The 9991-nt window shown below is 58.3% G+C and carries 11 protein-coding genes and 3 pseudogenes; 9 read left to right on the top strand and 5 right to left on the bottom strand.

The annotated features are described in order from the left end of the window. A pseudogene (locus tag REA38_RS14960) lies at window positions 1–111 on the top strand (hypothetical protein); the annotation flags it as partial. A gap of 19 nt (window positions 112–130) precedes the next feature. On the opposite strand, the pseudogene REA38_RS24570 reads toward REA38_RS14960, so the two are convergent. The 4 genes and pseudogenes from REA38_RS24570 to REA38_RS14945 all read right to left on the bottom strand — a co-directional run. Then, a pseudogene (locus REA38_RS24570) lies at window positions 131–279 on the bottom strand (hypothetical protein); the annotation flags it as partial. An 89-nt stretch (window positions 280–368) separates the two neighbouring features. Then, window positions 369–482 (bottom strand): annotated as a pseudogene (locus REA38_RS24565) (hypothetical protein); the annotation flags it as partial. Window positions 483–545: 63 nt separating this feature from the next. Beyond that, the gene (gene tal / locus REA38_RS14950; RefSeq protein ID WP_308886133.1) at window positions 546–1496 is read right to left on the bottom strand and encodes a transaldolase; all 951 of its coding nucleotides are present in this window, start codon (window positions 1494–1496) and stop codon (window positions 546–548) included. 257 nt (window positions 1497–1753) lie between these two features. After that, window positions 1754–2347 (bottom strand): lytic polysaccharide monooxygenase, encoded by a 594-nt coding sequence (locus REA38_RS14945; protein WP_033655003.1) that lies wholly within the window; start codon window positions 2345–2347, stop codon window positions 1754–1756. A gap of 404 nt (window positions 2348–2751) precedes the next feature. Here REA38_RS14945 and REA38_RS14940 point away from each other — a divergent pair, with 404 nt between their 5' ends. Continuing rightward, the gene (locus REA38_RS14940) at window positions 2752–3693 is read left to right on the top strand and encodes a LysR family transcriptional regulator (protein ID WP_033635481.1); all 942 of its coding nucleotides are present in this window, start codon (window positions 2752–2754) and stop codon (window positions 3691–3693) included. An 85-nt stretch (window positions 3694–3778) separates the two neighbouring features. Here REA38_RS14940 and REA38_RS14935 read toward each other — a convergent pair whose 3' ends face one another. After that, window positions 3779–5278 carry a glycosyl hydrolase family 18 protein gene (locus REA38_RS14935; RefSeq protein ID WP_308886132.1) on the bottom strand — a complete coding sequence of 500 codons (1500 nt, stop codon included), beginning with the start codon at window positions 5276–5278 and terminating at the stop codon, window positions 3779–3781. Window positions 5279–5570: 292 nt separating this feature from the next. On the opposite strand from REA38_RS14935, the gene REA38_RS14930 reads away from it, so the two are divergent. From REA38_RS14930 to REA38_RS14900, 7 genes are all read left to right on the top strand, one after another. Beyond that, window positions 5571–5897, top strand: a complete 327-nt coding sequence (locus tag REA38_RS14930; RefSeq protein ID WP_004936551.1) for a phage holin, lambda family — start codon at window positions 5571–5573, stop codon at window positions 5895–5897. Further along, on the top strand, window positions 5887–6288 hold the full coding sequence (locus REA38_RS14925; RefSeq protein ID WP_033635478.1) for a M15 family metallopeptidase: 402 nt from the start codon (window positions 5887–5889) through the stop codon (window positions 6286–6288). The genes REA38_RS14930 and REA38_RS14925 overlap by 11 nt, the downstream gene beginning before the upstream one ends. Further along, window positions 6285–6665, top strand: a complete 381-nt coding sequence (locus REA38_RS14920) for a DUF2570 family protein (protein ID WP_033635477.1) — start codon at window positions 6285–6287, stop codon at window positions 6663–6665. The genes REA38_RS14925 and REA38_RS14920 overlap by 4 nt, the downstream gene beginning before the upstream one ends. Continuing rightward, window positions 6646–6819 carry a hypothetical protein gene (locus REA38_RS14915; protein WP_193146500.1) on the top strand — a complete coding sequence of 58 codons (174 nt, stop codon included), beginning with the start codon at window positions 6646–6648 and terminating at the stop codon, window positions 6817–6819. Before REA38_RS14920 ends, REA38_RS14915 begins: the two co-directional genes overlap by 20 nt. A gap of 212 nt (window positions 6820–7031) precedes the next feature. Further along, on the top strand, window positions 7032–9311 hold the full coding sequence (gene maeB / locus REA38_RS14910; RefSeq protein ID WP_033635475.1) for an NADP-dependent oxaloacetate-decarboxylating malate dehydrogenase: 2280 nt from the start codon (window positions 7032–7034) through the stop codon (window positions 9309–9311). A gap of 109 nt (window positions 9312–9420) precedes the next feature. Beyond that, the gene (locus tag REA38_RS14905; RefSeq protein WP_004936539.1) at window positions 9421–9630 is read left to right on the top strand and encodes a type II toxin-antitoxin system Phd/YefM family antitoxin; all 210 of its coding nucleotides are present in this window, start codon (window positions 9421–9423) and stop codon (window positions 9628–9630) included. Then, a complete protein-coding gene (locus tag REA38_RS14900; RefSeq protein WP_308886130.1) occupies window positions 9627–9983 on the top strand; it encodes a type II toxin-antitoxin system death-on-curing family toxin in 357 nt (118 codons plus the stop codon). The genes REA38_RS14905 and REA38_RS14900 overlap by 4 nt, the downstream gene beginning before the upstream one ends. Window positions 9984–9991: the final 8 nt, after the last annotated feature.

The following is a 9991-nucleotide window of genomic DNA, read 5'->3' as shown; positions in this document are numbered from 1 at the left end:
GGCCACGGCTCCATGTTGATTTACAGCCTCCTGCACCTCACCGGCTATGACCTGCCGATGCGCGATCTGGAAAACTTCCGTCAGCTGCACTCCAAGACCCCAGGGCACCCGGGTGGCCGGAATTGGCTTTGTGTACGGCGTCCATGCTGAGTGCGCGGATGGCGTTGGCAATGCCCTGGCCCAGCGGGCCAGTGGTGGTCTCAACGCCCGGGGTGTAGCCGTACTCCGGTGCCCTGGGGTCTTGGAGTGCAGCTGACGGAAGTTTTCCAGATCGCGCATCGGCAGGTCATAGCCGGTGAGGTGCAGGGGCTGTAAATCAACATGGAGCCGTGGCCGTTGGAGAGCACGAAACGGTCGCGGTCAGCCCAGTGCGGGTTAGTCGGGTTGTGGTTGAGGTAGTCACGCCACAGGACTTCGGCGATGTCCGCCATGCCCATAGGGGCACCCGGGTGGCCGGAATTGGCTTTTTGTACGGCGTCCATGCTGAGTGCGCGGATGGCGTTGGCAAGCTCTTTACGAGAGGACATAACGAAACTCCAGTGCGGTTACAGTTGAGCGGCCAACATGTCTTCCAGCTTCTGCTGGTCGACGGCGAACAGGCGAATGCCTTCGGCGAGTTTTTCCACCGCCATGGCGTCCTGGTTGTGCAGCCAGCGGAACTCCGCTTCGGCCAACGGGGCCGGTTGGTGGAAGCCCTCGGTGGACGGGGTCAGCTTGCGCTCGACCGGCTGGTCGCTGTTTTTCAGCTGTTCCAAAAGGTTCGGCGCGATGGTCAGGCGATCGCAGCCGGCCAGCGCCAGGATCTGCTCAACCTTGCGGAAGCTGGCGCCCATGATCACCGTCTGGTAACGATGACGCTTGTAGTATTCATAGATGGTGCGCACCGATTTCACGCCCGGATCCTGCTCGGCATCGTAGTCGGCGGCAGGCTGTTTGGCCTGATACCAGTCATAGATGCGGCCGACGAACGGCGAGATCAGATACACGCCGGCTTCGGCGCAGGCGCGGGCCTGGGCGAAGGAGAACAGCAGCGTCAGGTTGGTGTTGATGCCTTCTTTTTCCAGCTCCTCGGCGGCTTTGATGCCTTCCCAGGTGGAAGCCAGTTTGATCAGGATGCGCGATTTGTCGATGCCCTGTTCTTGATACATGGCGATCAGCTTGCGCGCTTTGGCGACGCACATGCCGCGATCGAACGACAGGCGGGCGTCCACTTCGGTGGAGATGCGGCCCGGCACGCTTTTGAGGATCTCGACGCCGATATTGACCGCCAGCTTATCGCTGGCGTTGATCAGCTGGGTTTCCTTGCTGCCGCCCTGGCGGCGGGCATAGTCCAGCGCTTCGACGATCAGCGCCTTGTACTGCGGCAGCGCGGCGGCTTTCAGGATCAGCGAAGGGTTGGTGGTAGCGTCCTGGGGTTCGAACTGGCGGATGGATTCGATATCGCCGCTGTCGGCGACCACCGTGGTCAGCTGCTTGAGTGCGTCTAATTGATTCATTGATAAGCTCCTTGACCAAGCTCAACGTAGGGAAATGAGAACCTTTTTCATCATAGGGGGAACACACTGCATCATCGGGTCGGGAATGAAAATGCGCTTTTTCTGATTGTTGCGATGGATAATAACAATGAATGCCGAGTAAACCCAGGCGGGGCGCGGTTTACGGCGGGGGAGGCGAGGGGGGCGGTGGCGCGAGAGCCAAAAAAAGAAGGGTTCAGCGCCAGGCTGAACCCTCAAAGATGGCCTCATTTGGCCGATTATTTGCTCAGGTTGACGTCGATCGCCTGATAGAAGGCGTTGGCGGTGTCGGCTACATCCCACACGGCAAGGATCACGTGCGAACCGCTGCGATCTGCCGGTATATTGCACTGGTGGGTAACCTGTGCGGCAGGGATGGCGCCGCCGTCGTTGAACTGGCAGAACGGCGTCAGATCAAAGGAGGCGCGGGTCAGCGGCTGCGAAGCGTCCCAGTTCGGCTTGGTGATGAAATAGCGCCAGCTGGTGGTGCTGTGACGCGCGGTCAGCTTCCAGGTAAAGGAGTTCGGGCCGGTTTTCAGGTTGAGCTTGTTCCAGCGCGTCGGCGTTTGCTGATCCAGTTCGAAGAAGGTGGACTTGTCGGCGCTGGCGATGTGGCCGTCAGCCGGGCCGGCCTGCGGGAAACCTTTCAGGCCTTCGACGCTCTGCGGTTCATACTGCACGCTGCCGCACTGGGTGTTGAGCTGCAGTTTGCACTGATAGGCGCGGCTGGCCGGCGATTCGACATAACCGTGAGCATTCGCCTGTTGCGAAACGCCGAACATGGCTGCGCTCAGCAGGCCCAGAGAGAATAGGGTACGGGAAGTTTTGTTCATAAGTCACTCCTGACTGAAATTATGTTGTAAGTTGAGCGTATTTCACCGACAAAATGAGAGGCTAATAACGTAATTGGAAATAACCCTTCTTGTCGGCTTGTTTTATTTTTATCATTCTGGTCGTGCGGCAGAGCGGAATGTTTTAACGGCTATTAACGAAAATTATTATGATGACGATCTTTGATCGTTAGGCTGAATTTATTTAACTGTCACAATGCAAAAATAGAGCGCTATGATGAATTTTATATCAGGTCGTGATGAATAGTATTTAAGATAGCGCTCTCATTTATGAAGTATATTGCTTGTTGCCTTGAGTATCCTTGTTCGATTTGATCGATTTTTGTGCGCCACCACCTTGGGAATTTAGTGTCATTTTTCTTGTTTTATTTTAAAGAGGAATTTGTATGACTAGATTATCCCTGGACGCGATTAAAATAATCAGCACCATTAAGAGCACCGGCTCTTTCTCTATGGCGGCGGAGGCGCTGCATAAAACGCCTTCGGCAATCTCTTATCGGGTTTCCAATATTGAAAGCAAACTCTGCGTGAAACTTTTTCATCGCAATGGCCCCATGATTACCCTGACGGATGAAGGGGAATTTCTCCTGCAGGAGGGCAGCTGGATATTAAATGCGGTGCAGGATCTGGAAAGCCGGGTAAGAAACATCCCCAAGCTGGACAATAATATCCGCCTGGCGGTGGACACCTTCTTCCCGTTGGAGACCCTGACGCAGGATATCCGCGACTATATTCAGCATTGCCCGAACGCCAATATCTCGGTGCAGCGGGAAGCGCTGAACGGCACCTGGGATGCGCTGAAGAACAACCGGGCGGATCTGATCATCGCCATCGGCCAAATCCCCGACAGCGTACAGGCCAAAACCCTGATGCTCGGCAAGCTCAACTTTGTGCTGTGCGTATCGCCCTCGCATCCGTTCGCGGCGCAGAAAAAGCCGGTGTGCAAGAAGCAGCGCTTGAACGACATCGTGGTTGCGATCGCCGACAGCAGCCATGAACTGCCCAAACGCAATCACGGCACGTTGCCTTTGCAGCGCCAACTGGTGGTGTGCGACGTGGAAAGCAACCTGGCGCTGCTCAAACGCGGCATCGGCCACGCTTTTCTGCCGCCGTCGCTGATCGAAAAGGAACTGGCCAGCGGCGAACTGGTGACGGTGCCGGTGGAGATGCAAAAGGGCGACGAAATGATTTGGCTGGCGTGGCATCCGGCCAGCAAGGGCGCCGGGTTTAACTGGTGGCATGAGCGGCTGACGCGCAAAAGCGATGTTTACAGCCTGATGGGCCGCGAAGTGGTGCGGGATGGCGGCTATCCTTGGTGCCACAACTGAAGGAATAGAGACGAAGGGACGCGAAAATCAAACGGTTAACTCAATGAAAACCCCGCAGCGCTCGGCTACGGGGTTTTTTTATGGTTTACGCTACGCGGCCCACCTTCAGCCAGGCGCTGTCGGAACCGGGCGCCGAGGTGATGTAACCCCATTTGGTCTGCCAGACGTAACCCTGATAGGACACCAGCGCGCCCTGCGCGTAAGTGGTGCCCGGCACGTAGGCCGGCGCGGTCATGATCGGCAGGTTGCCGGGGCCGACGCCGGTGTAACGCAGGCCGGTGCCCATATCCAGCTGGCTGTCGTCGTAGTCCGCGGCGTTGAAATAGCGATCCAGCGCGGCCAGCAGATCGCCGTTGCGGTTGTCTTGCCCCAGATGCCAGAACATCACGCCGCCCAGCTGCTGCTGCTTGATGTACTTCGCTTTGTATTTGAAGCTTTCGGCATCGTCATAGGTGACGAACAGCCCGTTCTGCGCATGATACAGGTAAGGGGTTTTGGTCTTGTCGTTCCACAACCGCTGATAGCCGTAGTTGCCCTGCAGCATCTGCTCCAGCTGGCGATAGGAGGCGATGCGCGGATCCTTGTCGCGCACGCACTCTTCACAGCCCACCAGCCAGTAATCGGTGCCCGGATACGGATCTTCGCCCGGCGTGCTGTGGCTGCTGTACTGGCCGCCGTTGCTGCCGCTGACGCCCTTGAAGGCGCGGCCGTAGAAGGGGACGCCCATCACGATCTTGGCGCTCGGCACGCCTTCCATCATCAGGTGTTGCTGCACCGCGGCGTCGACCGTCAGGCTGAACGGGCTGGGGAAGGCGCGGGTCAGCTCTTCCCAGCCCCAGCCCAGATTGGCTTCGCGCAGCGCGTTGTAGAAGGTCGGCCCGGCCGCGTCGCCGAACAGCGCCGCCTGGTGGTTGGTGATCTTCTCCCAGGGGCCGGCCAGATCGTAGGTCATCAGGTTGATGTAATCGAGCGGCGCGACGATCTGCGCCAGCTTGCTGTAATAGCGCGACAGGAAGAAGGCGCCGCCGGCGCCGGCGATAGTCAACTGATACGGCAGCGCCTGGCGGCCGTCGGCGACGGTTTGCTGATTCAGCAGGGTGCGGATCTCTTGCAGCGCGGCGATGAAACCGTCCACTTCTGATGCTTGCGGGTACTCCCAGTCGATGTCCACGCCGTCGAAGCCGTAATCCTTCATGATGCGCACGCAGGATTGGGCAAACTTGGTGCGCGAGGCCGGGGTTTTCACCGCGTTGACGTAGTTGGCGTGCGACACGCCCAGATCGTTGGAGTAGTACCAACCGCCGATGGAGAACATGATGCGCAGGCTGGGATTGTGCGCCTTGAGCGCGGTCAGGCGGTTGACCACATCGCGCGCCTTGGCATCGTTGGTGGCCGGATCCCAGGCGCATTCCAGGTTGCTGTTGATATCCAGGAACGAGAAGTTGATGTGCGTCAGCTGTTTGGCTTTGGCCGGCGTGATGTTGGAAACCGGGAACGGTACGACGGACGTATCGGACTCGGTGTAATTATTGATTTGGTTGGTCGGAATAAAATAATACCCAATAACGGCTTTGCGTGTGGACATGGTATTTCTCCAGAGTGGATGTTTTTAAGATGGGACATATTTCCCGCAGCCATTAATGTTTATTTTTCGTGAAAACGAAAGTCGAAATAAATCACGATAACAATGAAATTTTATTCATTGCCGTCAACATTGGCGCTTATGCGTTGTGCCAGCGCTCAGCATGAATGAATTCGACCATAGGGCCTGTATTTATTCATTTGCTTTGTAATAGCATCCTTAACTAGATTCTGATTATCCGATGTCCCACCGGCCGTGATTGGCATTTAATTAAAAATAAAAAAGGAGATGAGCTATGTCCAGCATAGAGCCTGATGCTGTTGGCTTAATAGTCCAGCGAGTATGTGAATATCTTCAGCCGGTATTAAACGCCATTTTGGCCGGCGTAATGGCGCTATTACACGGCGCCTATCGCAACGTGGGCATTCGGCGCCGTTTATTGAATGCGGCGATGTGCGCGTTATTGGCCTGGACGGTGCGCGATGCGTTGGCGCTGATGGGCCTGGAATTAAAGTGGGCGAATTTGGCCAGCGTACTGATTGGCTTTATGGGGGCAGATTACATCAACGCCTTAATTAAAAAATTCATCGGCAAAAAGACGGGGTTTAAAAATGTTAAATGACATCGAAGAGATTCGTTTTACCGCCCGCAGCGAAGAGAACCTGCGCGGCGTGCACCCGGATCTGGTGCGCGTTATTCGTCTGGCGCTGCGTTATTCGCTGGTGCCGTTTTCCGTCAGCGAGGGGCTGCGCAGCATGGCGCGCCAGCGGGAAATGGTGCGCGCCGGCAGCAGCCAAACGCTGCGCAGCCGCCATCTGACCGGCCACGCGGTGGACGTGGTGGCGATGCCGGCGGGTGTGGTCTCCTGGGAGTGGGATTACTACGCGCAGATTGCGGTGGCGGTGCGGCGCGCGGCGCGTGAATGCGGGGTCAACGTCGAATGGGGCGGCGAGTGGAAAACCCTCAAGGATGGCCCGCACTTCCAGCTGGCGTTCCGGGACTATCCGGCATGAGCGGCTGGCTGCAAAAACTGATGCAGGGCGGGTTGCTGCTGCTGTTGCTGGCGGCCATCTGCCTCGGCGGCTACAGCTCGCTGCTGTCGCACCAGTTGGCGTCCGCGCGCCAACAGGCGGCGGAGCTACAGAAAAGCCTGGCGCAGCAGGCCGGGCTGATCGCCACCCTGCAGACCCAGGATGCGCAAAACCGTGCGCTGATGGCGGCGCAGCAGCGGCAGGAACGGCAGCTGCGCCAACAACACGAGGCTTATCAGAGGAAATACCGTGAAGCGATTAAAAACGATCCCTGTGCCGCTCAGCCTCTGCCTGGCGCTGTGCTTGAGCTCCTGCGCCCGGCCGCCGGCGCCGCAGGCCGTGCCGCTGTTGCCCCCTGAATCGGTGTTCGCGCCCTGTGAGCAACCGCGGCTGCAAGGGGGGACCTGGGGCGATGCGGTAAGCTATACCCTGGCGTTACAAACCTCGTTACACATTTGCGCCGGCCAGGTGGAGACGCTCAACGCCTGGCGCGCCACGCTGCCGCCACGCTGACGGCGGCGCTTCTTCGACTCGTCTCGCGATCCTTTTTTTACTTTTAAAACGGTCTTTCGGCCAAGGTTATGGCGCGGTTCAAAGTTTGTGATGTTTCTCTCACTATACTTCAAGGCTGCGCCCTGTCATTGTACTTGGGCGCCACGGCCCACGGCAGGGCGCAGCCTCAAAGCCTTACCTCAACATAAAAGCAAAAAACAAAGGAATCCATAATGGACGAACAGCTCAAACAGAGTGCCCTTGATTTCCATCAGTTTCCTGTCCCAGGGAAGATCCAGGTTTCCCCTACCAAACCGTTGGCGACCCAGCGCGATCTGGCGTTGGCCTATTCGCCGGGCGTCGCCGCGCCTTGCCTCGAGATCGCCGAAGATCCGCTGGCGGCCTACAAATACACCGCGCGCGGCAATCTGGTGGCGGTGATTTCCAACGGCACGGCGGTACTGGGTCTGGGCAATATCGGCGCGTTGGCCGGTAAGCCGGTGATGGAAGGCAAGGGCGTTTTGTTCAAGAAGTTTTCCGGTATCGATGTATTTGATATCGAAGTGGATGAGCATAACCCTGACAAATTAATCGACATTATCGCCGCGCTGGAACCGACCTTCGGCGGCATCAACCTGGAAGACATCAAGGCGCCGGAGTGTTTCTACATCGAACAGAAACTGCGCGAGCGCATGAAGATCCCGGTGTTCCACGACGACCAGCACGGCACGGCGATCATCACCACTGCGGCGGTGCTCAACGGCCTGCGCGTGGTGAAGAAGAATATCTCCGACGTACGCCTGGTGGTGTCCGGCGCCGGCGCGGCCTCCATCGCCTGCCTGAACCTGCTGGTGGCGCTGGGGCTGCGGCAACAGAACATCACCGTTTGCGACTCCAAGGGCGTCATCTATAAAGGCCGCGACGCCAATATGGAGCAGACCAAAGCCGCCTACGCCATCGAGGATAACGGCCAGCGCACGCTGGGCGACGCCATCCCGAACGCCGACATCTTCCTCGGCTGCTCCGGCCCGGGCGTCTTGACGCAGGATATGGTGAAAACCATGGCGCGCGATCCGCTGATCATGGCGCTGGCCAACCCGGAACCGGAAATTCTGCCGCCGCTGGCCAAAGCGGTGCGCCCGGACGCCATCATCTGTACCGGCCGTTCCGATTACCCGAACCAGGTGAACAACGTCCTGTGCTTCCCGTTCATCTTCCGCGGCGCGCTGGACGTGGGCGCGACCACCATCAACGAAGAGATGAAGCTGGCCTGCGTGCACGCCATCGCCGATCTGGCGCTGGCGGAGCAGAGCGACGTGGTGGCTTCCGCCTATGACGATCAGGATCTCTCCTTCGGGCCGGAATACATCATCCCGAAACCGTTCGATCCGCGCCTGATCGTCAAGATCGCGCCGGCGGTAGCCAAGGCGGCGATGGACTCCGGCGTGGCGACGCGCCCGATCGAAGACTTCGACGCTTACGTCGAGAAGCTGGCGGAGTTCGTCTACAAAACCAACCTGTTCATGAAGCCGATCTTCTCGCAGGCGCGCAAAGAGGTGAAGCGGGTGGTGCTGGCGGAAGGCGAGGAAGAGCGCGTGCTGCACGCCACGCAGGAACTGGTGTCACAGGGGCTGGCCTTCCCGATCCTGGTCGGCCGCCCGAGCGTGATCGAAATGCGCCTGAAAAAATTGGGTCTGCAGCTGACGCCGGGCAAGGATTTCGAAGTGGTGAATAACGAGTCGGATCCGCGCTTTAACGAATACTGGGGCGAGTACTACCAGATCATGAAACGCCGCGGCGTCTCGCAAGAGCAGGCGCGCCGTGCGGTGATCGGCAACCCGACGCTGATCGCCGCCATCATGCTGCACCGCGGCGAAGCGGACGCGATGATCTGTGGCACCATCGGCAGCTACCACGAGCATTACGACGTGGTGAAAAACGTGTTCGGCTTCCGTGAAGGCGCGCACGTCGCCGGCGCGATGAACGCGCTGCTGCTGCCGAGCGGCAACACCTTTATCGCCGACACCTACGTCAACGACGATCCGACCCCGGAACAGCTGGCGGAGATCACCCTGATGGCGGCGGAAACCGTGCGCCGCTTCGGCATCGAGCCGAAGGTGGCGCTGCTGTCTCACTCCAGCTTCGGCTCTTCCGACTGCCCGGCGGCGCGCAAGATGCGCAAAACGCTGGAGTTGGTGAACGAGCTGGCGCCGGAGCTGGAGATCGACGGCGAAATGCACGGCGACGCCGCATTGGTGGAAAGCATCCGTCACGATCTGATGCCGGACAGCCCGCTGAAAGGCTCGGCCAACCTGCTGATCATGCCGAACATGGAAGCGGCGCGCATCAGCTACAACCTGCTGCGCGTCTCCTGCTCGGAAGGGGTGACCGTCGGGCCGGTGCTGATGGGGGTCGCCAAGCCGGTGCACATCCTGACGCCGATCGCCTCGGTGCGCCGCATCGTCAACATGGTGGCGCTGGCGGTGGTGGAAGCCCAGACCCAGCCGCTGTAAGCCCGGGTTGAGTGACTGGCCCCCTGCGCCGCTGGCGCCGGGGGCTTTTTTATTTCCAGCGGACGTGGTACAAATAATCGTCAAATATGTACATGTACAGGTAAAGAAAATGACTACGATTAGCTACACGGCGGCGAGAAACAATTTGGCCGAGGTGCTTTTGGAAGCGCAAAAACAGCCGGTGGAAGTGACGCGCCGCGGACACGATGAGGTTTACATCATCAGTAAGGCCGACTATGAGGTTTTGGTCAAAGCCAAGGTGAAAGCGCGTATTCAGGCTAAACACGCGGATACGATTAAGGCGCTGGCGAATAGATGATCTTTTTGACCGCAGAGGATATTGCGGAATTCAATGCTGAAATTGTGCCTCACGGCCGCCAGGATGGCAGCAAAGTTGAGGCTGTAGCCAGCCGCGTGCTCAATGCTTACCACTACGAGAACGTCACTGACGTTTACCGTTTGGCCGCGCTCTATCTCATCGCCATCAGTCACGGTCACATTTTTCTTGATGGCAACAAACGCACGGCCTTCCAAAGCATGGCGCTATTTCTCGGTATTAATGGCGTTGCACTGCGGGAAGACGCAGAACTGGTCGAAATTACGGTTGAAGCAGCTCAAGGCCGCCTCAACGTTGAACAAGCCGCTGAATACTTACGCCTGCTAACCGAATAACCCCCCTT

It is taken from the genome of Serratia sp. MF1(2023) (genome assembly GCF_030954545.1).
Lineage (GTDB): Bacteria > Pseudomonadota > Gammaproteobacteria > Enterobacterales > Enterobacteriaceae > Serratia > Serratia sarumanii.
This window is presented reverse-complemented; position numbering and strand designations above follow the sequence as displayed.

Excerpts from the sequence above, each read along its gene's own strand:
- tal (WP_308886133.1), bottom strand. The coding sequence starts at position 1,496 with ATGAATCAATTAGACGCACTCAAGCAGCTGACCACGGTGGTCGCCGAC.
- REA38_RS14945 (WP_033655003.1), bottom strand. The coding sequence starts at position 2,347 with ATGAACAAAACTTCCCGTACCCTATTCTCTCTGGGCCTGCTGAGCGCA.
- REA38_RS14940 (WP_033635481.1), top strand. The coding sequence starts at position 2,752 with ATGACTAGATTATCCCTGGACGCGATTAAAATAATCAGCACCATTAAG.
- REA38_RS14935 (WP_308886132.1), bottom strand. The coding sequence starts at position 5,278 with ATGTCCACACGCAAAGCCGTTATTGGGTATTATTTTATTCCGACCAAC.
- REA38_RS14930 (WP_004936551.1), top strand. The coding sequence starts at position 5,571 with ATGTCCAGCATAGAGCCTGATGCTGTTGGCTTAATAGTCCAGCGAGTA.
- REA38_RS14925 (WP_033635478.1), top strand. The coding sequence starts at position 5,887 with ATGTTAAATGACATCGAAGAGATTCGTTTTACCGCCCGCAGCGAAGAG.
- REA38_RS14920 (WP_033635477.1), top strand. The coding sequence starts at position 6,285 with ATGAGCGGCTGGCTGCAAAAACTGATGCAGGGCGGGTTGCTGCTGCTG.
- maeB (WP_033635475.1), top strand. The coding sequence starts at position 7,032 with ATGGACGAACAGCTCAAACAGAGTGCCCTTGATTTCCATCAGTTTCCT.
- REA38_RS14905 (WP_004936539.1), top strand. The coding sequence starts at position 9,421 with ATGACTACGATTAGCTACACGGCGGCGAGAAACAATTTGGCCGAGGTG.
- REA38_RS14900 (WP_308886130.1), top strand. The coding sequence starts at position 9,627 with ATGATCTTTTTGACCGCAGAGGATATTGCGGAATTCAATGCTGAAATT.